Below are 21121 nucleotides of genomic sequence, written 5' to 3'. Positions count from 1 at the left end.
GATAATTTTCCCTCTTTATGCCCCAATACAATAATTTTGTAAACGCGTAGCGATGAGGCAATCAGACTGTTTCTAGTTTCGCTTCAGGTTGGATTACTTCACTGACATTCTTCTGTTGATGGCTCTCGTGAGCTTACTTTCACTGCATCTTGTCTCAATAGCGTCTTGAGGCGTTGATTATCTTCGCTAGCGATCGTTTCACCATAGTGATGAAGTTGAAAAAGCTGGCAATACCGGTTTTGTTTAGCGCAAATCAAGCAGCCATAGGCATGATTACCGTTAGTACCACATAGCCGATGTCCCATCACCGGGCCGAGAGAAATATTTTGCTCGCTAGCTACAGTACTGAGAATTGAGCGCAGTTTTGACTCGAACTCTAATGACAAGTATTGCTTACGTCCTGATTGCGTGCGATCCCATTCTGGAACGATTAATTCCTGTTTTAACAGACTCGCTTCAATCTCTTCAGACATCACAAGCCCAGATAGAATAACGTGATGGGAAACATGAGGCAATAGTGTACGTGCTAATTGCCACATTAAAGCTTCATCAAACCACTCTTCAACCAGTGGACGCAGATACCAACAACAGGGAATGCCAAGGCTTACTAAATCTTGCAACAACTGTACCCGGCTCTGAATTGAGGCTTGCTCATAGCCTGGTTTCAAGGGTGGTAGACTAACAAAGACAGTGACTCGAAGTGAATGAGGTCGCTCTAGAGTTGTTTTGAGGCGCTCTAGAAAAGATTGACCGGGATGGACTTTGGTAGTTATGTAGACGATATTGGCAGCTTTGCGGTCAATCAGTGCATCCAGAATTGATAGTACGCGTTCTCGATGGGCTGGAATAAAAGGGTCAGAGTAATCGCACAGTGAAATTGGAAAGCCCTTTTGTCCCTCCTGGGTAGCAAAAATGTAGTCTAGCAAAAGATCGAGCAGGTCAACTGGGGATGAGACATCCTGAAAGTTTTGTGGATAATGATGCCAGTCACGGTCTTGATGGCAGACACAATAGGCACATTCAATCGGGCAACGGTTCTGGACATTTGGTAGAAATGGATTCAAGCTGAAGTATTTTACAGCACGCTCCTCATCAGGAATACCAAGCACTGGAAAGCCATGCAGCATATACTGGCTTCCCTGCAACGTAATTTCAGACGCAGCATTTTTATCAGTATTCATATATTTTTTATGGAAAAAGTAATACACCCAGAAAAATTTGTCTTCTCTAGGGTGGCTGGTGTGAATATAGAGTGGCAAGGTGGGAAATGCTGGAGGATTAGTAAGAATTTTGATAAGTAAATATAGTTAAGTAGCGATCGCTTGTTCCTAAAGAATTGGTAAATGAGTGAGGTTAACACGGTAATGCTCTTACTAACAAGCTTTAAGAGTAGAGTCAGCTACGGTGTATACAAGTGTAAAAACCTAATTTGATAAGGAGAAGACTAAGATGATATTCAACTTGGTAAAAAGAGTTAGTATTAAGCCTTCATCTAAGCACTAAAGTGCTTACTACTAACTTTTTTAAACTCTCATAATTCCTATGACGAGACTAGTCACTAGTCGCCATTGCCACCCCTGCTAAATAACCGGTTGTCCAAGCGCTTTGGAAGTTAAACCCACCGGTAACGCCATCAATATCTAAGATTTCTCCAGCAAAATAAAGACCAGGAACTAATCTACTTTCCATTATCTTGAAGTTGACTTCTTTAAGCTTGACACCGCCACAGGTAACAAATTCTTCTTTGAAGGCTCCTTTACCGTTGATTAAGTATTGTCCCTGAGTCAATTCTTGCAGCAGCCGATTTAAGGTTTTACTAGATATTTCTGCCCAACGGTCTTCTGTGGTAATGCCTGCACGGGCAATGATATATTGCCAGAGACGATGGGGTAGATCGACGCCACGATGCAATGCGATCGCTTTTTTTCCCCATTCATCCTTAACTGCTAAAACTTTTTCTCGCACTTGTTCTTGGTGCAAATTAGGCAGCCAATTAATCAATAATGTGGCTTGATAGCGGCTTTCGTGCAGAACTCTCGCACCCCAAGCTGAAAGCTTCAAAACAGCCGGGCCACTTAAACCCCAGTGGGTAATTAGCAATGGCCCAGTTTGTTGTAATTGGGATTTTCCACCCGCAGATAAACGCAATTGAGCGGGGTTAACGCTAACTCCAGCTAATTCCCGCAATTTTTGATCGACAATGTTGAAGGTAAATAACGAGGGTACTGGCGGTTCAATTTGATGACCTAACTCTCGGACAATTTTATAACCTGCAAGGCTGCTACCGGTCGCCAAAAGTAGGCGATCGCATTTAATTGTCTCTTCCGACTTCAGAAAAATATCAAACCCCCCGTCTGCTGAGGTTCTCACGGAAGTTACATGCGTACCGATGCGGAGTTTTACTCCAGCTTTCGCTACCGATTTAATTAGACATTCCACAATGGTTTCTGAAGTATTGGTGACAGGAAACATCCGGCCATCAGCTTCCGTTTTGAGATAGACTCCACCAGCAGCAAACCAAGCTACTGTATCTTGAGGCCCAAACCGAGTCAAAGCACCCCGCAAAGCTTTTGCACCTCTGGGGTAATTTTGCACTAATTCCTCCGGCTCAAAGCAAGCGTGAGTGACGTTGCAGCGTCCGCCACCAGAAATCAGCACTTTCGCTAGCGGTTGACGACTGGCTTCGAGTAAAGTAACTTGGGCATCAGGATTAGCTTTAGCACAAGCGATCGCGCCAAAAAAGCCTGCTGCCCCACCCCCAATAACTACAATTTGTAACGGTAACAATTTCAAAAATGTCTCAATTGCAGGTACTTTACTAGGCTAGCCGTTATCTTCACTCTTCAACCGGTTCAAAGTCGTCTTTTGTGGCACCGCAAGTTGGACATGACCAATCTTCTGGGATATCTTCAAAGGCTGTTCCCGGTGCTATGTCGCTATCTGGATCGCCTTGTGCTGGGTCATATATATAGCTGCAAACACTACATCTATACTTGGCCATGTTCCTTTTTCCTCGTAAATTGTTGGCATTGCTTTCAGTATTAAATACTTTTGGCAATGAGTCAAAAAGGCTTAGTCATTTAATGACAAATGACTAAAAACGCCACCATGTCCTTTGGGCGTAACTGATAATTCCGATCGCGATCGCCCCAAGTAGCAGTAGCCAAATAATTCCACCTGGGATAAAAGTGAGAATACCAATACCTCTCAGTACCCAGACGGCAACGCTAATGCCGAGAAGTATACCAAAAATCTGGATTAATCTACGGTTTAAAGAAGATTGATTCACCTAATTTTCCTCTCAATTCAACAGACATTACACTTAATATTGATAATTAAAATATGAAGTTACGATGAAGTTATAGTTTCATCAGAAATAACACGTAAAACCAAGAGATACTGTCTAAACGTTAGGGTAAGGGACTTGATGTTAAATCGTGTTTGTGCCATTCTAGCTGTTAACAACGCAGTTTTTCATCTACAAGTATTACTTTGACAAAACTCACTGGAGTATTAATTATGTTAATTGTGATAAGAAACACAGTTTTTTCAGTAAAGTAACTGAAATGATGGGCAAAAAATTATCCTTTCCGGAAAAGATAAGTATTAAACTGGAACTAATTTAATAATGGGTTGGATCTAAATCAAGTTTTATGGCTTGTAATTTCAACTCTATTTAGGTGGATAAGTTGAGGAGTAACTTAATCATTATGTCTGCGTCTTATATATCAAATTCAATTATTGCAGGTTCAGATATGGCTTGGAGTCAAGACAAGCAAAAGTTGCTGGTACAGGGTGAAATTTTGGTAGAAACGCGATCGCACAAGATGTCGGGTGGTGCAGTGACAGCCTGGATGTATTTGCCGATGGTGCGATCGCACGTTTGGCAGCAATTAACCGATTATCCCCGCTGGGTACAATATTTTCCCGATATCACCAAGAGTGAGGTAGTACATAAAGGTGAAGTCAAACGTCTGTATCAAGCAGCACAAAAAGCCTTCTTCTTTTTCACGGCTCAAGTGGAAATTTACCTGAATGTTGTAGAAGTGTTGGGGCAGCAAATCCAATTTCGGATGGTAAATGGGACTTTTGAGGACTTTGACGCCAATTTAGAACTACAAGATTGTGGTAATGGCACAATACTTGCTTATACTGTGCAAGCAACACCTCTAATTCCGATTCCATCTATTTTTATTCAACAAGCGATGAATCTAGAGTTGCCTGCAAATATGCGTAAAATGCGACAAGTTATGTGTAAGAGTCATTAACAATTCAAAAATCACGCATTCAATATTCAAACATTTTAGACATTTTCAGATAGGGATTTAAACCCCGACTGTAGCAAGATCCCGCAGGGTAACTGACCATTCATCTAGTCCCCAGTTCCCAGTCCCTTGCTATACCTCTCGATAATTCAAAAACCCGCTCTCTGTGAGAAAACGGGTTTTTGTGTGTGATTTATCAGATGTAATTATCCGGTAAAGACTTCAACTGGTAAACGGCTAAAGGACAACCTTTCATTTTGCACATCTACAAAGATGGTGTTACCGTCGTTGAATTCGCCGCGCAAGATGGATTTAGCAATTTGAGTTTCTAACTCTCGCTGAATCGCCCGCTTCAGTGGACGCGCTCCATACACAGGGTCATACCCTACTTCTGCTAAAAAGTCAAGGGCAGCATCCGAGAGCTTGAGAGATATTTTGCGATCGCTCAATCTTTGCCGCAATCTTTCCACTTGCAACAGCACAATTTGCCGCAATTCCCTCTTATCTAAACCGTGGAAGATAATGATTTCATCAATCCGGTTCAGGAACTCTGGACGGAAGCTATTTCGCATTGCTTCCATGACTCGACGGCGCATTTCATCGTAGTGGGTGTTATCCCCAGCGATATCAAGAATGTACTGCGAACCGATGTTGCTAGTCATGATGATAATAGCGTTCTTGAAGTCCACCTTATGACCTTGGGCATCAGTGACGCGTCCATCATCGAGAATTTGCAAGAAGATATTAAAGACATCGGGGTGTGCTTTCTCGATTTCGTCGAAGAGAATCACTGAGTAAGGACGGCGACGAATCGCTTCTGTAAGTTGTCCGCCTTCTTCATAACCCACGTATCCTGGAGGCGCACCGATAAGCCTTGAGACGGCGTGTTTCTCCATGTACTCAGACATATCGATTCGCACCAGCGCATCTTCACTGTCGAACATATACTGAGCCAGCGCTTTCGCCAACTCGGTTTTACCCACACCCGTCGGCCCAAGGAAAATAAAGCTAGCAATAGGACGATTAGGATCGGCTAATCCAGCGCGCGATCGCTGAATTGAATCCGCTACAGCTGTGACTGCTTCTTCTTGTCCAACTACTCGGCGGTGGAGTTCATCTTCTAAATGCAGCAGTTTTTCTTTCTCAGATTCCACTAACTTACTGATGGGAATTCCTGTCCATTTAGAAATAATTTCAGCAATATCACCTTCTGTGACTTCTTCTCTTAATAGTGATTTACCACTTCTTTGAGTGTTTGCCAATTCAGTTTCTATTGCTTCCAATTGACGATGCAAACTGGTTAAAGTGCCGTATTTCAACTCCGCAGCGCGGTTAAGGTCATAGTCACGTTCTGCTTGCTGAATCTCTAAATTGACCTGTTCAATCTCTTTTTTCACAGACTGAATTTTGTCAATGATATCTTTTTCAGACTGCCATTGAGTATTCAGAGTCTTTTGTTCTTCTTTGAGATCGGCAATTTCTTTTTCCAATCGTCCTAGACGTTCGCGAGAAGCGGCATCGCTTTCTTTTTGCAGCGATAACTTCTCCATTTCCAATTGCAGAATCTTGCGATCGATTTCGTCGAGTTCTTCTGGTTTGGAGGTAATCTCCATTTTTAATCTCGCGGCGGCTTCGTCTACCAAGTCAATTGCCTTATCTGGTAAGAAGCGATCGCTAATATATCGACTCGACAATACGGCGGCTGCAACTAAAGCACTATCAGAAATCTTCACCCCGTGGTGGTTTTCATAACGTTCTCTCAACCCGCGCAAAATCGAAATACTATCTTCTACACTAGGTTGATCGACATAAACCTGTTGAAAACGTCTTTCTAGTGCGGCATCTTTTTCGATATATTTGCGGTATTCATCCAGGGTTGTCGCGCCAATACAGCGCAATTCGCCCCGCGCCAACATTGGTTTTAACAAGTTCCCAGCATCCATCGCGCCTTGGGTTGCACCAGCGCCGACAACGGTGTGAATTTCATCAATAAATAAAACAATATTACCGCCAGATTCGGTAACTTCCTTTAATACTGCTTTCAGGCGTTCTTCAAATTCACCCCGAAATTTTGCCCCTGCAATCAAAGCACCCATATCTAAAGCGATTAGCTTGCGGTCTTTGAGGGATTGAGGTACATCACCTGCGATAATGCGCTGTGCTAATCCTTCGGCGATCGCAGTTTTACCAACACCCGGTTCACCAATTAGCACAGGATTATTTTTGGTACGGCGAGAAAGAATTTGCACAGTCCGACGAATTTCATCATCTCGCCCAATTACTGGGTCAAGTTGACCTTTACGCGCGGCTTCTGTAAGGTCACGCCCGTATTTTTCCAGTGCTTCATATTTGCCTTCTGGATTTTGGTCGGTCACTTTTTGGCTCCCCCGAACTTGTTTAATAATATTTTTTAGCTTGCCTTCGTCTAAAGCAAACTCTTGGAATAAAGCTTTGCCAAAACGGTCATCTTTGGCATAACCCAGCAATAAGTGTTCAATTGAAATATATTCGTCTTGAAACTCTTTGCGATATCCGTCTGCTCGATCTAGAAGTGTATCCAAGCTGCGTCCTAAATAAACAGAACTGCTGCTACCGGATACTTTCGGCTGACGTTGAAAAAATTGTTCGGTGCGATCGCGCAGTTTTTGCAGGTCAACACCCGCTTTTGTGAGAATCCCTATTGCTAGACCATCTTGTTCTAGCAGCGCTTTCATTAGGTGTTCGCTTTCAATTTGTTGTTGTTGATATTGTTTAACAATATCTGGGGTATGGGCGATCGCTTCCCAGGCTTTTTCTGTAAATTGGTTAGGATTAGTAGGTTGCATAGGCTTTTTCAGGAACGTAAAGGCGCAGTAGCTTGTCAGAGGCTAGCACCAGAACACCAAGTAAAGATAATTTTTGCTCTCAATAGATATTGTATGAAGAGGGGAGCGATCGCCTAGATCGGTGTTCACGTCTTGTAAAAGTGGTATTTTCCCCTAGTTCCGATTTTCCTATGTGGGTTTCAATTACCTGTCTGCGGAATGTCAGCAGATGCGTTCTTGTATGCAATGGCGCAAGCGCCCACGTAGGCGATCGCATTAGTTGGGTTTATTCCAGTGAGCGCTTAGGAGTCGGTAGAGAGGTTTTTGGAGTCGCCCTAGAAGCTGAATCGTGCTTACTTGACAGCGCTGGAGGAGAAAGTGTTGCGTGTGCTGAGTTGGAGACTAGCAGTTAATGTAACAATGCTGGAAATCAATGTTCGTGCCAGTCATCCGAAAACTTTTGCAGTGCTTTGGCGATGTCTACACCCGCAGAAAAATCTAATTTTGAAAATCAAATTGCATATTTGCATATTTAATCAAAAAATTACTGAATATTCCTTTAGCTAGAGGTTTTTCCAACATCTACTTACTTAAGGAGGAAAAATAATGAATCGATTCAAATATTCCAAAAAGATTTTTGGAGTTCTTGCTGTTTTACTCGTAATTTGTGCAACTTTCTTTCCTAGAATGGCAATTGCAGATTCACAGACTGCGCCTTTCAAGTCAGATTGTACCGTCGTAGGTGATGTAAGAATAATACCAGATCCAAATGACCCTAATGAAATCGATGTTATACCACCGACTGTGATAGTTAACAATGCCGATGGATGTAGCTTCAGTGCTAACGCGATGAAGTTATCACAAGCTCTGAGGGTTGAAAGAGCTATTATAGAGTTGCCTGAGGGTGTAACTGGGGTTGTTAAAACCCTTCAGATCAGCAAAGTCGATAATGAAGGCAATAAAGCAGTCATTTATGGCTGTTCTAATTTAAAAGTTCAGGATGGTACGGATTTAAATGTATCTTGCGGGGGGCCATCTTACTTACCAGCGAACCAGTCCTTGGAATATAATGCAACTATTGCAGACTTTGAGCCAGGTACTAAGTTTGCCATTACGCTGATAGCATCACAGTCTAAACAACTAGGTTTGCAGTAAGTATACGCCTGTTATACCAAAAAACCTATTTGGTGTAACAGGTAAAACTGTTTAGTACAAAAATCATAGTACAAAAATGTTTCCTCCTTCCTAGCTGTAACTAAAAAAGACGGGCGTACCCTCTTAATTTTAAGCAAAGCCAACTTTATGGCATACACTGCCCGTAATTAGCTCTAATATCCCCCGGTTGAACAACTGAAGCATTCCAGTCGTGGGTAGAAAACAATTTAGTTCTATGTTTTATCAAGAATCGTATACTTAATTTGGTATACGATTCTTTATTAAGTCAATACGATTAAATGACTAGCTCGCTTACTTAATTTTGATATAACTTTTATTTATTTCTGGCTAAGATTGTGGTTTTCCCCGGAACTCAGTTCTAATAATTCTGGTATAGCAATAAAGCCAAAGTAAATGGCGATCGCAGCAGTAATACCATGAAGCCAAATCTCATTGAATTCACAAGCAGCCATCAAAGAAACGCTCAAAGCTTTTTCGATTAATATTGATAACATTCTAGAGATACTTATTTATTAAATATACCTTGCCCCCATACAGAGTTACCATGATCCCAGGTCGCCTAGTGGATGCTGAAAATGATTGACCCCTACGACTTTGAAGATGATGACTTTTACTTAGAGGATGAGGATTTCTTGAAAATAAAACCCATCAGCCAAATGACTGAAGGGGAAAAGCTACAACGATTTAAGCGGTTCTTCGACAGTAGCAGCCGTGCAATGTTGCAAGACTGTCTATTTCGCATCATCAATGACGAAGATGGTACGGGTACGTTAGAAATTCTTTGTCCTAATGAAGTCGTAAGACAACGCCTTTCTAAGAAAAAGCGCAAAATTACCAACAACATCAACACCTGCTGGAGCCATATCAGATGGTTTTCGCTATGCGTTCAGCAAGATAATGAGTTGGATTGCCAGAAGTTTACCCGTAACGGTGATTTGGTGACATCTTAATTTGGGAATGGGGAATGGGGAATAAAGAAAGTGTTTTCCCAATGACGAATGACGAATGACAAATGACAAATGACAAATGACTAAAAAACAAAAATTTCCTTACCTAGTTGGTTCTAAGTGGACAGCACAGCAAAAAGTTGATGGCTGGCGGCATTTCCAAGTTGTCAATCGGAAAAATCAGGGGAAGTGGGTTTACGCCGAAATGGTTGCTGCTTGCGATCCGAAAGTCCGTTTTTGGATAAATGCCAAATTATTACAAGATAACTCCCAGTGGCAAGCTGGTTGGCAAACATTGCAGGAAATCCAGGAAATTAAAACTGAGGTGTCCTAATTGCCTTAAGCCGCACAGCCAAAAGATTTTAACCTCACTTCCATTGCTCTCTCTTTTAGGAAGGAGGCTTTGAATCTTACTACCCAACGCTAGTAGGGAAGGCAGGGTGGTTTCATACGAAAAAAGAAAAATACATAAGTCTTGATTTCTCGTTTAGTGTCCAGGCTTTTTCCCTCACTTCCATTCCTCTCCCCCACGGGGGGAGAGGCTTTGAAACCCAGTTTTGGTTTTTCTATGCTTGTATGAAACCACCCTGCCCAACGCTAGTAGGGAAGGGGGGTTAAGTCTGTCATAGGACTCAACCCAGAAACGCGATATCTTGCAAATTAATAATATTTTACAAAATTACACTAACTCACTCTCAAGCAGCAATTAAATGGTTTGCTCTACCGATTGAAAACTGCCAGATTATCTGCGATACCTTTGGTGAGCTACGCTAACGCAAATTGCAGTAGTATTTCCAGCATCAGGCTGTATATACCTCTGTTTCCCCTTAACCCTGCACCCCAATGCCTTGAAAACAGGTTCTAAAAACATTAGCTAATTCTATGAAAAGCATTCAAAAAAAACGATTTCAGTTTTTTGTTTTTTGTAACTATTTTTATAAAAATAGATAATAAAAAGTTTTTATTGTCTATTTTTAAATCTTTTAAGGTCTTTAAAATTCATAAAAACCTAAATAAATTTAATTAAGCTTGAATTCATCGTCTAAGACTGTTTTACAGATTAGGAGCCACTTTCTTTTCTAGGTAATTTGCCCAATAATGACATCAACAGACCTCACGCATCGCCATCTCAGGAAAGGTGAAGGCAAATGTTTGAGCCACAAGTTTGACAAGAAGCTATAAGAGGGAAACAACAGTGAAACTAGCAGTCTACGGAAAAGGTGGTATCGGTAAATCCACAACTAGCTGTAATATATCCGTCGCCCTAGCTAAACGTGGCAAGAAAGTGCTGCAAATTGGCTGCGACCCCAAACATGACAGCACCTTCACCCTGACTGGGTTTTTGATTCCGACAATTATCGACACCCTTCAAGAAAAGGACTATCACTACGAAGATGTCTGGCCGGAAGATGTAATTTATAAAGGCTACGGCGGTGTTGATTGCGTAGAAGCTGGTGGTCCACCTGCGGGTGCTGGATGTGGCGGCTACGTAGTTGGTGAAACCGTAAAATTACTTAAAGAACTCAACGCCTTTGATGAGTACGATGTAATTCTTTTTGACGTTCTGGGTGACGTAGTTTGCGGTGGTTTTGCAGCACCACTCAACTATGCAGATTACTGCCTGATCGTTACAGACAACGGCTTTGATGCCTTGTTTGCGGCTAATCGGATTGCAGCTTCAGTCCGCGAAAAAGCAAGAACTCACCCACTACGTTTAGCTGGGTTAATTGGCAATCGCACATCCAAGCGCGACTTGATTGAAAAATATATAGAAGCAGTGCCCATGCCAGTTTTAGAAGTTCTACCTTTAATTGAAGATATCCGCGTTTCCCGTGTGAAAGGTAAGACTTTGTTTGAGATGGCAGAGCAAGATCCCTCCCTAGACTACGTTTGCGACTACTATCTCAACATCGCCGACCAAATTCTAGCGCGTCCCGAAGGTGTTGTACCTAATGATTCACCAGATCGGGAGTTGTTCTCTTTGTTGTCCGATTTTTATCTAAATCCGGGTAAACCCCAGGTTCCTAATTCAGAAGAGGAACTAGACTTGATGATTGTATAAATCACCAAGTTCTCAGGATGGGGGACAATAACATGGCATTCTTTCACAGCTTTACAGATTCAATAAAGCAAAAGTGGTTACAATTTTTCCAGAATAATCGAGACTGGATTATCCTCCACATGGAAGTGGAATCGGTGTACACCCCTGATGGCGGGAAGCGACCACCTTCTTACCTCATCCTGGGAGTTCTTAACGCCCTAGAGCCAAAACTAGCGCAGTTAATGCTGCCATTTGCCAAACTCAATCCTGACGCCGATACCCTGATTGAAGTTCTGGATTTGCATTTTGACCCAGATTTAGCTCTCGGTAATCGCTTCGTCGTCAACCAAGATGTAGAAAAATACGTAGAAGAAGCAGCATCTGTCATTGATGAAAAGCCTGAAGATGAAACATTGACACACGATCATACAAATGGCTTTGTGGCGGTGGCGGTAGTTGAAGAGTTCGCAATCGTGGATTCTGAGGATGAAAGCTTGGGAATCAGCGAGTTGGAAGAAACGGAAAATGGCTTTGGCGATATTTCCTTAACCAACGGACACAACTCAAAAGATGAGTCTCTCCAAAGCTCTAGTTTAGAAGCAGATGAGTTTGGGGAAATTGCCTTCGATACAACAGCTGCAACGGAAGTAAAGCTGGATGAAGAAGAGGCGCTTGGAGATAGTCCACTAGATGAGAATGCGTTTAAAGACGTGTTATCAGATGTCTGGGGTGATGAAACAGCTTTACAAAAGCCTGAAGAAAATAACGATTTTTTAGGGGAAGAACTGCCAGCAGGCGTTTTTGATGAATCAGAAATTGCCCGCCTCTTCCCCAATGCTTAATTATTGCCGTTCTTCGCAATTTTAAATTTTAGATTTGGGGTTTTGGATGAGGAATTAGGGAAATTGTCGTTAGACAGAGGATACTTTTGTTGTCCCAGGCTTCAATCCAAAATTATCAATCTAAAATCTGAAATTGGTCGATCTGCCATTAAATACCAAGGGGAGAAAAAACCAAAATGACTGTCGCTCAACAACCAGAAGCTTTAAACTTTGAATGTGAAACCGGGAACTACCATACTTTTTGCCCAATTAGCTGCGTGGCGTGGTTATACCAAAAAATTGAAGATAGCTTCTTTTTGGTGATTGGGACAAAAACTTGTGGCTACTTCCTGCAAAACGCGATGGGGGTGATGATTTTTGCCGAACCCCGCTATGCAATGGCAGAGTTGGAAGAGGGCGATATTTCGGCACAGCTGAATGATTATGAAGAGTTAAAGCGGTTGTGCTTGCAAATTAAACGCGATCGCAATCCTAGTGTAATTGTCTGGATTGGCACTTGCACTACAGAAATTATCAAAACAGATTTGGAAGGTTTGGCACCAAAACTAGAATCTGAAATCGGGATTCCCATCGTTGTAGCGCGAGCAAATGGTCTAGATTACGCCTTCACCCAAGGGGAAGACACGGTATTGGCAGCAATGGCTAACCGTTGTCCCGATAAGGCTCCGGTGGCGGAAACAGAGAAAAGTGAACGTAATGCGATCGCTAAATTACTCAACTTTGGTAAGAAGAAAGAAGACGTCGCCCAAGATGAATCTGAGTACGTAGATCATCCACCCTTAGTTCTCTTTGGCTCTCTTCCCGATCCCGTGGTTACTCAGTTAACCTTGGAACTGAAGAAACAAGGCATCAAAGTTTCCGGCTGGCTACCCGCGAAGCGCTTCACTGAATTGCCAGTATTGGAAGAAGGGTATTATGTCGCTGGTGTCAACCCCTTCCTCAGCCGCACAGCTACCACCTTAATGCGCCGCCGCAAATGTAAACTCATTGGCGCACCCTTCCCCATTGGCCCCGATGGAACCCGCGCTTGGATTGAGAAAATCTGCTCGGTGTTTGGTATTACTCCCAAGGGTTTGGATGAACGGGAAGCACAAATTTGGGCGGGGTTGGAAGATTACGTGAAACTAATTCGCGGTAAGTCTGTATTCTTCATGGGTGATAACTTGCTGGAAATCTCCCAGGCAAGATTCTTAATCCGTTGTGGGATGACTGTTCACGAAATCGGCATTCCCTATATGGATAAGCGCTATCAAGGTGCTGAGTTGGCATTGCTAGAGAAAACTTGCCAGGAAATGAATTCACCTCTACCAAAGATTGTAGAGAAGCCAGATAATTACAATCAACTTCAACGGATTTATGAGTTGAAACCAGATTTGGTAATTACTGGTATGGCTCACGCTAACCCATTGGAAGCACGTGGTATTAATACTAAATGGTCTGTAGAGTTTACTTTTGCTCAAATTCACGGCTTTACGAATGCGCGTGACATATTAGAGTTGGTGACTCGTCCGTTGCGTCGGAATAATAATTTGAAAGATTTGGGTTGGGATAAGTTGGTGAAAGAAGAAGCGAAGATTTAGATTTAGGTTTGGATTGAGCAACAGCATAATATTATGTGACGGGCGAACTTTTGGGTTCGTCCTTTTTTTTACTAACCGCAGAGGCACAGAGGACGCAGAGGAAGAGGATAGATTGGAATAATCAAAAATGCTAAAATTTTTATATTAGTCTTAGTTTTTTACTTCTTAACGTAATGGAAATTACAAAATTGTCTCTTCAAGGAGAAGTAATTATTCCTCAATCTTTGCGGGAAGCTCATCAATGGGAAGTAGGTCAAGAATTTATTATTATTGATATGGGTGATGGAATTCTTTTAAAGCCTAAGAAACTTTTTCCAGAAACTAAATTAGATGATGTAGCAGGCTGTTTAAAATATATAGGTAAACCTAAAACTCTTGAGGATATGGATAATGCAATTCGCCAAGGTGTAGAGGAATCGTGGCATGATTGCAGTTGATACAAATATAATTGTTAGATTTTTGACTCAAGATGATGAATTACAGTTTCAAAAGAGCAAAGAAATTTTCCAAACTCAAGATATTTTTATTTCAGATACGGTAATCCTTGAAACTGAATGGGTATTAAGGTTTGCATACAAGTTTAAACGACATGAGATATGTACAGCTTAGAGAAACTTGTTTGGTTTACCTAATATTTACCTGACTAATCCTAATTACTAAAATATTCACACTTTACTCAGTATTCCCACATTGATATGTTGTCTAACTATTCAGCTAAGACTAATGCGAGTTGTAGTTTATGTAATAGGGAGCGCTCTTTTTAACGAACCGTCCCGCCAACAAAGAAAAGCGAGCGATCGCAATTTTTAATAAATTCAACTAACTAATAGCAAAATCTGTATATTTACGCACAGAGGGTAATTGAAAACCTAAAACAATATCCTCTTTTGGGACACATAATTCAACCAATTCATTAGCAATTTCTACCTCTGTTCCATCTTGCTGAATCCAGATTTTCTCGTTAATAATATCTATATGGAGAACAGGCCCATATATGCGGTCTTGCTCGCGCCAACCTACATAAACTAATTGATAACGATCGTGTTCTGTATCAAAAATTGTCTGTGCTTGAATGCGATTATCCCAAACAGTACTAGCATGTTGTTCAAGCAAATTTTTAATATATTGTCGATATTCTTCTAGCTTTGCCATTGTGCGATCGCCTCCTGTTCAATATTATAAATTTCTTCTCGCCTGTCTACTTACTCCAGATGCAGAGGAGAAGAAGATTGAACAAACCGCAGATGAGAGAGCGATCGCACCATCCCCCAATAACTTCGATAAAATCACTATGGTGCTAGTTAACCCTCCTTAAATCTAATGAAAAGCGATCGCTCCCCTTCCCAACCTTCCCTTCAACGTCCTGAACTACTCGCGCCAGCAGGTAATTGGGAATGTGCTAAAGCTGCTGTGGAAAATGGGGCAGATGCGATTTACTTCGGTTTGGATCGGTTTAATGCCAGAATGCGGGCAGAAAATTTTACTGAGGCAGACTTACCCCAATTGATGACATTCCTGCACCGTCGGGGCGTAAAGGGTTATGTCACTATCAACACACTCATATTTCCCAAAGAACTAGCACAAGCACAGCAATATCTCCGCACAATTATTGCAGCTGGTGTGGATGCGGCGATCGTTCAAGATATTGGTATATGCCGTCTCATCCGTCACCTTTCCCCCGATTTTCCCATCCATGCTTCCACGCAAATGACAATTACCAGTGCCGCTGGGGTGGAATTTGCTAAGTCTCTTGGCTGTCAATTGGTGGTGCTGGCGCGTGAATGTTCTCTCAAAGAAATCAATAAAATTCAGCAGCAGATTGCCCAACAGGAAACCTCGTTGCCTTTGGAAGTTTTTGTTCACGGTGCTTTGTGTGTAGCGTATTCTGGCCAGTGTTTGACTAGTGAGGCTTTAGGCGGACGTTCTGCTAACCGAGGTGAATGTGCCCAAGCTTGCCGGATGCCCTACGATTTAATTGCTGATGGGGAAGTTGTAAATTTAAAAGAGCGCAAATATTTACTCAGTCCTCAAGACCTAGCAGGGTTAGACGTTCTGCCAAATTTAGTGAAATCAGGAGTAACCTCTCTCAAAATTGAAGGTCGCCTGAAAGCTCCAGAGTATGTTGCTAATGTCACCCGTGTTTATCGGCAAGCTTTGGATAGTGTAATGACGGAATTGGAAAGACCTAACCCCCTAACCCCCTTCCCTACGTTCGCGCAGCGGCACGAAGTGCGGGAAGGGGGAATAAAAGCTCCCCTCTCCGAAACAAAGAGGGGTTGGGGGAGAGATCAATCAGATCGAGAACATTACAACCTAGAAATGGCATTTTCTCGCGGACTTTACACGGGTTGGTTTGGCGGAATTAATAATCAGGAACTAGTTCACGCCCGCTTTGGTAAAAAACGTGGGGTTTATTTAGGTGAAGTCACTCGTATTCACAACGAAGAGGTAACAGTCAAATTACAAGCGCCTGTCAAACCAGGGGATGGAATTGTATTTGACTGCGGTCATCCAGAGGCGAAGGAAGAAGGCGGGCGAGTTTATGGGGTGGTTTCCAAAGGTAAGGAAAGTGTGCTGACCTTTGGTCGAAATGACTTGAACTTGCGCCGAGTGCATATAGGCGATCGCATTTGGAAAACCAGCGATCCAGAACTCGATAAGCAACTACGTCATAGTTTTGCTGGCGAGAATCCCCAATTTCAGCGTCCGATTGACTTAGAGATTTATGGAGAAGTTGGTCAGGCGTTGATTGCGATCGCCCGCGATCGACTCGGTAATATTGTCCAAGTTGAATCTGCAATTTCTCTAATGGAGGCGCACACTAAACCCTTAGATACACAGCGTTTACAAGAACAATTCGGTCGTCTCGGTAACACGCCTTTTTGTTTAGGAACGCTAACTAACCACCTCAGTGGTACTGTTATGCTACCCGTAAGTGAGTTGAACCGGATGCGCCGGGAAATCGTTGCACAGTTAGAAGAATTGCGGAGTCAACCAAAACGCTGGCAATTACGTTCTAATGTCTCTTTCCAAGACCTACTACCCTCCTCATCTCCCTCATTCCCCTCACCCCCCTCACTCATCGTCTTAGTACGAAACCTCAAGCAACTCCAAGCCGCCCTCAAAGCTGGTGTTAAAACACTGTATTGTGAATTTGAAGACCCCCGCGCTTATCGAGAAGCGGTGCAAATGGTGCGCCAACAAGAGCAAAAAAACAAAGCAGAAAATTCTTCACTCCTAACTCCTTTTTGTACAGACGCGATTAATCGCGTCTGTACCCACTCCCCACTCCCCACAATTTGGGTTGCACCACCCCGCATTACTAAACCAGGGGAAAATTGGATTTTGCAACAAGTCCGTGCTTGTGAAGCAGATGGCTATCTGATACGGAACTATGACCAATTGCAATTCTTTGCAGCAGACCGTTGTATCGGAGATTTTTCGCTCAACGTTGCTAATCCTTTAACAGCAGATTACTTTCAGCAACACTTTGGTTTAGAAAGGCTGACAGCATCTTATGATCTGAATATTACCCAACTGCAAGACCTGCTTACCAGTTGTCCGCCCCAGTGGTTTGAGGTGACAATCCATCAGCATATACCGATGTTCCACATGGAGCATTGTGTTTTTTGTGCCTTTCTATCAACGGGTACAGACTACACTAACTGTGGACGACCTTGTGAAAAACAGGAAGTGAAATTAAAAGACCGTGTAGGCAGCGAACACGTTATTAAAGCAGATGTAGGTTGCCGAAATACTGTATTTAACGGCACTGCTCAAACGGGAGCCGAGTACGTACAACGCCTTATAGAACTGGGATTACGTCACTTCCGCATCGAATTTGTGAATGAAACACCAGAACAAGTGAGTAAAACAATACATTTTTATAGTCAATTATTGCAAGGTGAAATTACAGGTTCTCAACTCTGGCGCGAGTTGAAGTTGCAAAATCAATTAGGCGTAACTCGTGGCCCTATGGGAGTGTCTGCATTGCGATCATAATTGATTTTCTGAACGCCCAGCTTGAAAAATCTGTTCGGCGGTCAAATTTAATCCTGGGAATGTGGGCGATATGATACGGTCATTTCCCCTAAAAAGGTTAACTTGATACTCACCATCTAGCAAATAGTAAATGGAAATAGTTGGTTGTTTGGGATTACCTATATACCTTCTACCGCCCAAAGCTAAATAGTCAACAATCCAGTATTCAGGAACACCAAAAGTTTCGTAGTCAACCAGCTTGTGTGCATAATCATCTTTCCAATTAGTGCTGACGACTTCAATAACTAGGGGAACCGATGCAGCTTGAGTAACCGTTGAGTACTTTTTCCACATCGGTTCTGCTGAAAGATTGTTTTGATTTATGACTATGACATCAGGTGAATAACCCGATTCTTTGTCAGGAACTTTGACCAGTGCTTGCTTGGGGATGAGGTATGGGAGTTTTAATCGTTTGAACTCTACAGTTATTTCACCAGCTAAAAAACCATTGATTTCTTCATGATCTCCTAGTGGCTGCATTTCAACAATTACTCCATCGTGCAGTTCATAACATCCGCCGTCTGGCTTCCAATTGAGGAATTCTTCAAAAGCGATCGTTTTTGGTAAGGCTTGAAACATCACACTTACTCCTGATGATGATTCAGAGTTTAGCAAATTACTTGGTATTACTCACTTAACTCTCAGATCCCCGACTTCTTCAAGAAGTCGGGAATCTAAACCCACATAAAACCTCGTAAGAGAACGTCAAAATGAGGAATTCGGAAGATTTGGCAAAATTTTGTTTCTATTTTGGAAACAATGTCAATTCAGGTCAATGAATGTTATAAACTCAACATTGCGATCGCAAAAAGATTTATTCAATCAGCGAACAGTTATTAGGCGCATGGTGAGGGATTTAAACCCGTCACTAAAGTGTTCTACTTTGTTTGTGTTCATAATTGGTTTGCAACTTGTCTAACTATTTCCACAAGCTTCTGCACGGTTGGGGATGTCTCGTTTTTTCGCCAAATCATCGCAATGCCGACTTTTGAAGTAGATTCTTGTACGCTTTTATAAACTACTCCAGTCCGTTGCATATTTTGCAAAGATGCTGGCACGATCGCCACACCCATCTCGGCTGCTACTAAGCTGACAATCGTTTGCATCTGGATAGCTTCCTGGGCAACATTGGGACTAAAGCCTGCTTGTTGGCAAAGACTGATTATTAAATCGTAAAGTCCAGGCGCTAATATTCTGGGAAATAAAATAAATGGTTCATTGGCAAGCGATGTTAAACAGACATCAGACTCATTGGCTAGCAAATGTGCTTCAGGTAATGCCACCATCAGCGATTCTTGAAAAATAATCTCCCAACTAAATCTATTTTCATCAACAGGTGGACGTACAAATCCTACATCCATTCGACCTTCTCGCAACCACTCTAACTGTTGATCTGTAGTTAGTTCGTGTAACTCTAAACTCACACTAGGAACACAACTACGAAAGCTTCGCAGAATAGTTGGCAAAATATTATATGTGGCAGAACTGACAAAGCCAACCACTAACTGTCCAATTTCGCCCCGACTGGTTTGCTGCCCAACTTGAATTGCCTGTTGTAATTGCCTGAAAATTTGCTGAACTTCACATAGAAACACGTGTCCGGCTTCTGTTAACTGCACATTTCGTTTCGTGCGGTGAAACAGTTCAAAACCTAATTCCCTTTCTAGCTGCCGAATTTGTTGACTCAAGGGGGGTTGGGCAATATGCAAGCGTTCTGCTGCCCGTCCAAAGTGCAGTTCCTCTGCCAAGATGACAAAGTAGCGCAAATGCCGTAGTTCCATCTGTTACCCAAACTCATATCTTTTAAATATTAGTTAACGTCAAAATATATATTGGACATAATTAAAAATATTTTTTACTGTAGTGATTAGGCATTCATGAACCTCAGGCAGATGGTTGAGGATTGGCGAATCAACACATTGTAATTTCACAATTTATGAATAATATTTCAACACTCAATAATAATTGGGACACTTCGCTTTACGAAGATAAACACGCCTTTGTTTGGCAATATGGCGAAGACTTGTTGCAATTACTCAACCCCCAACCAGGAGAATCCATTTTGGATCTTGGCTGTGGTACGGGACAACTCACAGATAAAATTGCCCAAACTGGGGCTGAAGTCATGGGAGTTGATTATGCACCAGCGATGATTGAAAAGGCAAAACAAAACTATCCCCATATTCGCTTTGATGTTGCTGATGCTATAAACTTTCAAGTAGATAAGCCATTAGATGCTGTGTTTTCCAACGCTGTACTACATTGGGTGAAAGAAGCCGATCGCGCGATCGCTTCCATCCATCAATCCCTCAAACCCGGAGGGCGTTTTGTTGCAGAATTTGGGGGTAAAGGGAATATAAAGGCGATCGCCACAGCTTTATACAGTGCTTTAGAGTCCATTGGTATCCCTCAAGCACAAGTAGAGAATCCTTGGTATTACCCCAGCATTGGCGAATACAGCAGCCTCTTAGAACAGCAAGGCTTTGATGTCATTTATGCTATCTTGTTTCCTCGCCCAACTCCCCTAGCAGAAGGAGAAGCTGGCATCGCAAACTGGATTAAAATGTTCGCCAGTCCATTCTTAACCGGACTTTCACCTGAGCAACAAATACAAATAATTCCCGTCATTGAGGAATATCTGAAGCCAACACTATATCAACAAGGAACTTGGACAGCAGATTATCGAAGAATTCGTATAGTTGCAATTAAACTTTAGATTGTGCCCTAATTACGAATTATGAACTTGTACTGAGCGTAGCCGAAGTATTACGAATTACGAATTAGTATCAGTTATGCATATACCTAAATTGTGCGATCGCCCTTGGCACAGCCAACGCCAAACATCATTTTCATTACTACTAACTATTAGCCTCACCACTTTACTAGTCCCCCCCTCACTAGCGCAAACCCCCTCAATCCCATCGCCTTCAAGTGCGCCTTTAGAACTAGAGTTATTGACCAAGCCAAAAAACTATATAATCACAGCTAACACCATTCATCCAGAACGATTAACCGTTCCCAGTTTATGGTGGGCACAACAAAACTCTGAAAAAAAGCTATTAGATAATTGGATCGCATATCCAGCTTCTAACAAAGAACCTGCACGAGTAGACTTGATCGTAAATCAGCAAATTTGGAGCTTACTAGAGTATATAGAGCGCTACGACTTCGTAAATCGCTTGGGTAGCGCTGCACGGAACTTTGGTTACAACGTCCGGGTATTTAATTATCAAAAAGAACCCTTGGCAACCTACACTTGCAACTTTAGTACAAGTCCAGCTTTATGTAGTATCCAAACAACTGTTAAGAACAAGATAGGGTTACAGCGTTCTTTGTAGGGACTGGGGACTGGGGACTGGGGACTGGGGAAGATGAGGGAGATGAGGAGGATGAGGGAGAAATAATTAATGCCCAATGCCCAATGC

At 42.3% G+C, this 21121-nt stretch carries 23 protein-coding genes; 14 read left to right on the top strand and 9 right to left on the bottom strand.

The window, feature by feature from the left end; translation table 11 throughout:
• Positions 1 to 98: 98 nt before the first annotated feature.
• From RM368_RS20210 to RM368_RS20195, 4 genes are all read right to left on the bottom strand, one after another.
• The gene (locus RM368_RS20210) at positions 99 to 1181 is read right to left on the bottom strand and encodes a hypothetical protein (protein ID WP_322695702.1); all 1083 of its coding nucleotides are present in this window, start codon (positions 1179 to 1181) and stop codon (positions 99 to 101) included.
• Between the two features lie 370 nt (positions 1182 to 1551).
• Positions 1552 to 2787, bottom strand: coding sequence for an NAD(P)/FAD-dependent oxidoreductase (locus RM368_RS20205; protein ID WP_322695712.1), 1236 nt, complete (start codon positions 2785 to 2787; stop codon positions 1552 to 1554).
• Positions 2788 to 2836: 49 nt separating this feature from the next.
• The gene (rd, locus tag RM368_RS20200) at positions 2837 to 3001 is read right to left on the bottom strand and encodes a rubredoxin (protein WP_322695701.1); all 165 of its coding nucleotides are present in this window, start codon (positions 2999 to 3001) and stop codon (positions 2837 to 2839) included.
• Positions 3002 to 3094: 93 nt separating this feature from the next.
• Positions 3095 to 3289, bottom strand: coding sequence for a hypothetical protein (locus tag RM368_RS20195; protein ID WP_322683898.1), 195 nt, complete (start codon positions 3287 to 3289; stop codon positions 3095 to 3097).
• 421 nt (positions 3290 to 3710) lie between these two features.
• On the opposite strand from RM368_RS20195, the gene RM368_RS20190 reads away from it, so the two are divergent.
• Positions 3711 to 4268 carry an SRPBCC family protein gene (locus RM368_RS20190; RefSeq protein ID WP_322695700.1) on the top strand — a complete coding sequence of 186 codons (558 nt, stop codon included), beginning with the start codon at positions 3711 to 3713 and terminating at the stop codon, positions 4266 to 4268.
• A gap of 203 nt (positions 4269 to 4471) precedes the next feature.
• On the opposite strand, the gene clpB is transcribed toward RM368_RS20190, so the two are convergent.
• Positions 4472 to 7090 carry an ATP-dependent chaperone ClpB gene (clpB, locus tag RM368_RS20185; RefSeq protein WP_322695699.1) on the bottom strand — a complete coding sequence of 873 codons (2619 nt, stop codon included), beginning with the start codon at positions 7088 to 7090 and terminating at the stop codon, positions 4472 to 4474.
• 170 nt (positions 7091 to 7260) lie between these two features.
• On the opposite strand from clpB, the gene RM368_RS20180 reads away from it, so the two are divergent.
• Positions 7261 to 7482, top strand: coding sequence for a hypothetical protein (locus RM368_RS20180; protein WP_322695698.1), 222 nt, complete (start codon positions 7261 to 7263; stop codon positions 7480 to 7482).
• Between the two features lie 193 nt (positions 7483 to 7675).
• Positions 7676 to 8224: a hypothetical protein gene (locus RM368_RS20175; protein WP_322695697.1), complete on the top strand. Its 549-nt coding sequence runs from the start codon at positions 7676 to 7678 to the stop codon at positions 8222 to 8224.
• Positions 8225 to 8562: 338 nt separating this feature from the next.
• Here RM368_RS20175 and RM368_RS20170 read toward each other — a convergent pair whose 3' ends face one another.
• Positions 8563 to 8739: a hypothetical protein gene (locus RM368_RS20170; RefSeq protein ID WP_322695696.1), complete on the bottom strand. Its 177-nt coding sequence runs from the start codon at positions 8737 to 8739 to the stop codon at positions 8563 to 8565.
• 81 nt (positions 8740 to 8820) lie between these two features.
• Between RM368_RS20170 and RM368_RS20165 the strand changes: the two genes are divergently transcribed.
• The 7 genes from RM368_RS20165 to RM368_RS20135 all read left to right on the top strand — a co-directional run bounded on the left by RM368_RS20165 (position 8821) and on the right by RM368_RS20135 (position 14264).
• Entirely contained in the window at positions 8821 to 9195 is a 375-nt protein-coding gene (locus tag RM368_RS20165; RefSeq protein ID WP_322695695.1) for a hypothetical protein, read from the top strand.
• A 76-nt stretch (positions 9196 to 9271) separates the two neighbouring features.
• Positions 9272 to 9526 (top strand): TIGR02450 family Trp-rich protein, encoded by a 255-nt coding sequence (locus RM368_RS20160; RefSeq protein ID WP_322672297.1) that lies wholly within the window; start codon positions 9272 to 9274, stop codon positions 9524 to 9526.
• A gap of 861 nt (positions 9527 to 10387) precedes the next feature.
• Positions 10388 to 11254: a ferredoxin:protochlorophyllide reductase (ATP-dependent) iron-sulfur ATP-binding protein gene (gene bchL / locus RM368_RS20155; RefSeq protein WP_292774821.1), complete on the top strand. Its 867-nt coding sequence runs from the start codon at positions 10388 to 10390 to the stop codon at positions 11252 to 11254.
• A 32-nt stretch (positions 11255 to 11286) separates the two neighbouring features.
• Positions 11287 to 12075: a DUF5331 domain-containing protein gene (locus RM368_RS20150; RefSeq protein WP_322695694.1), complete on the top strand. Its 789-nt coding sequence runs from the start codon at positions 11287 to 11289 to the stop codon at positions 12073 to 12075.
• Positions 12076 to 12251: 176 nt separating this feature from the next.
• A complete protein-coding gene (locus tag RM368_RS20145; RefSeq protein WP_322695693.1) occupies positions 12252 to 13655 on the top strand; it encodes a ferredoxin:protochlorophyllide reductase (ATP-dependent) subunit N in 1404 nt (467 codons plus the stop codon).
• A gap of 173 nt (positions 13656 to 13828) precedes the next feature.
• Positions 13829 to 14092 (top strand): AbrB/MazE/SpoVT family DNA-binding domain-containing protein, encoded by a 264-nt coding sequence (locus RM368_RS20140; protein WP_322695692.1) that lies wholly within the window; start codon positions 13829 to 13831, stop codon positions 14090 to 14092.
• Positions 14079 to 14264 carry a PIN domain-containing protein gene (locus tag RM368_RS20135; RefSeq protein ID WP_322695691.1) on the top strand — a complete coding sequence of 62 codons (186 nt, stop codon included), beginning with the start codon at positions 14079 to 14081 and terminating at the stop codon, positions 14262 to 14264. Before RM368_RS20140 ends, RM368_RS20135 begins: the two co-directional genes overlap by 14 nt.
• Positions 14265 to 14474: 210 nt before the next feature.
• On the opposite strand, the gene RM368_RS20130 is transcribed toward RM368_RS20135, so the two are convergent.
• Positions 14475 to 14807: a XisI protein gene (locus tag RM368_RS20130; protein WP_322695690.1), complete on the bottom strand. Its 333-nt coding sequence runs from the start codon at positions 14805 to 14807 to the stop codon at positions 14475 to 14477.
• 1 nt (position 14808) lies between these two features.
• On the opposite strand from RM368_RS20130, the gene RM368_RS20125 reads away from it, so the two are divergent.
• Entirely contained in the window at positions 14809 to 14970 is a 162-nt protein-coding gene (locus RM368_RS20125) for a hypothetical protein (protein WP_322695689.1), read from the top strand.
• A 5-nt stretch (positions 14971 to 14975) separates the two neighbouring features.
• Entirely contained in the window at positions 14976 to 17657 is a 2682-nt protein-coding gene (locus RM368_RS20120; RefSeq protein WP_322695688.1) for a U32 family peptidase, read from the top strand.
• Here the strand turns inward: RM368_RS20120 and RM368_RS20115 are convergent.
• Both RM368_RS20115 and RM368_RS20110 read right to left on the bottom strand, forming a co-directional pair.
• Positions 17652 to 18275: a Uma2 family endonuclease gene (locus RM368_RS20115; protein ID WP_322695687.1), complete on the bottom strand. Its 624-nt coding sequence runs from the start codon at positions 18273 to 18275 to the stop codon at positions 17652 to 17654. The two genes, RM368_RS20120 and RM368_RS20115, sit on opposite strands and share 6 nt — an antisense overlap.
• Positions 18276 to 18589: 314 nt before the next feature.
• Positions 18590 to 19477 (bottom strand): LysR family transcriptional regulator, encoded by an 888-nt coding sequence (locus RM368_RS20110; protein WP_322695686.1) that lies wholly within the window; start codon positions 19475 to 19477, stop codon positions 18590 to 18592.
• A 155-nt stretch (positions 19478 to 19632) separates the two neighbouring features.
• Here RM368_RS20110 and RM368_RS20105 point away from each other — a divergent pair, with 155 nt between their 5' ends.
• Both RM368_RS20105 and RM368_RS20100 read left to right on the top strand, forming a co-directional pair.
• Positions 19633 to 20412 (top strand): class I SAM-dependent methyltransferase, encoded by a 780-nt coding sequence (locus RM368_RS20105; RefSeq protein WP_322695685.1) that lies wholly within the window; start codon positions 19633 to 19635, stop codon positions 20410 to 20412.
• Between the two features lie 76 nt (positions 20413 to 20488).
• Positions 20489 to 21034, top strand: a complete 546-nt coding sequence (locus RM368_RS20100; RefSeq protein ID WP_322695684.1) for a hypothetical protein — start codon at positions 20489 to 20491, stop codon at positions 21032 to 21034.
• Positions 21035 to 21121: the final 87 nt, after the last annotated feature.

Source organism: Nostoc sp. DedSLP03 (assembly GCF_034530815.1).
Classification (GTDB): domain Bacteria; phylum Cyanobacteriota; class Cyanobacteriia; order Cyanobacteriales; family Nostocaceae; genus Nostoc.
This window is presented reverse-complemented; position numbering and strand designations above follow the sequence as displayed.

Coding starts and splice junctions, on each gene's coding strand:
- RM368_RS20135 (WP_322695691.1), top strand. CDS start 14,079: ATGATTGCAGTTGATACAAATATAATTGTTAGATTTTTGACTCAAGAT.
- RM368_RS20115 (WP_322695687.1), bottom strand. CDS start 18,275: ATGTTTCAAGCCTTACCAAAAACGATCGCTTTTGAAGAATTCCTCAAT.
- rd (WP_322695701.1), bottom strand. CDS start 3,001: ATGGCCAAGTATAGATGTAGTGTTTGCAGCTATATATATGACCCAGCA.
- RM368_RS20120 (WP_322695688.1), top strand. CDS start 14,976: ATGAAAAGCGATCGCTCCCCTTCCCAACCTTCCCTTCAACGTCCTGAA.
- RM368_RS20150 (WP_322695694.1), top strand. CDS start 11,287: ATGGCATTCTTTCACAGCTTTACAGATTCAATAAAGCAAAAGTGGTTA.
- RM368_RS20165 (WP_322695695.1), top strand. CDS start 8,821: ATGATTGACCCCTACGACTTTGAAGATGATGACTTTTACTTAGAGGAT.
- RM368_RS20145 (WP_322695693.1), top strand. CDS start 12,252: ATGACTGTCGCTCAACAACCAGAAGCTTTAAACTTTGAATGTGAAACC.
- RM368_RS20175 (WP_322695697.1), top strand. CDS start 7,676: ATGAATCGATTCAAATATTCCAAAAAGATTTTTGGAGTTCTTGCTGTT.
- clpB (WP_322695699.1), bottom strand. CDS start 7,090: ATGCAACCTACTAATCCTAACCAATTTACAGAAAAAGCCTGGGAAGCG.
- RM368_RS20180 (WP_322695698.1), top strand. CDS start 7,261: ATGTGGGTTTCAATTACCTGTCTGCGGAATGTCAGCAGATGCGTTCTT.
- RM368_RS20100 (WP_322695684.1), top strand. CDS start 20,489: ATGCATATACCTAAATTGTGCGATCGCCCTTGGCACAGCCAACGCCAA.
- RM368_RS20110 (WP_322695686.1), bottom strand. CDS start 19,477: ATGGAACTACGGCATTTGCGCTACTTTGTCATCTTGGCAGAGGAACTG.
- RM368_RS20170 (WP_322695696.1), bottom strand. CDS start 8,739: ATGTTATCAATATTAATCGAAAAAGCTTTGAGCGTTTCTTTGATGGCT.
- RM368_RS20105 (WP_322695685.1), top strand. CDS start 19,633: ATGAATAATATTTCAACACTCAATAATAATTGGGACACTTCGCTTTAC.
- RM368_RS20190 (WP_322695700.1), top strand. CDS start 3,711: ATGTCTGCGTCTTATATATCAAATTCAATTATTGCAGGTTCAGATATG.
- RM368_RS20160 (WP_322672297.1), top strand. CDS start 9,272: ATGACTAAAAAACAAAAATTTCCTTACCTAGTTGGTTCTAAGTGGACA.
- RM368_RS20210 (WP_322695702.1), bottom strand. CDS start 1,181: ATGAATACTGATAAAAATGCTGCGTCTGAAATTACGTTGCAGGGAAGC.
- RM368_RS20130 (WP_322695690.1), bottom strand. CDS start 14,807: ATGGCAAAGCTAGAAGAATATCGACAATATATTAAAAATTTGCTTGAA.
- RM368_RS20140 (WP_322695692.1), top strand. CDS start 13,829: ATGGAAATTACAAAATTGTCTCTTCAAGGAGAAGTAATTATTCCTCAA.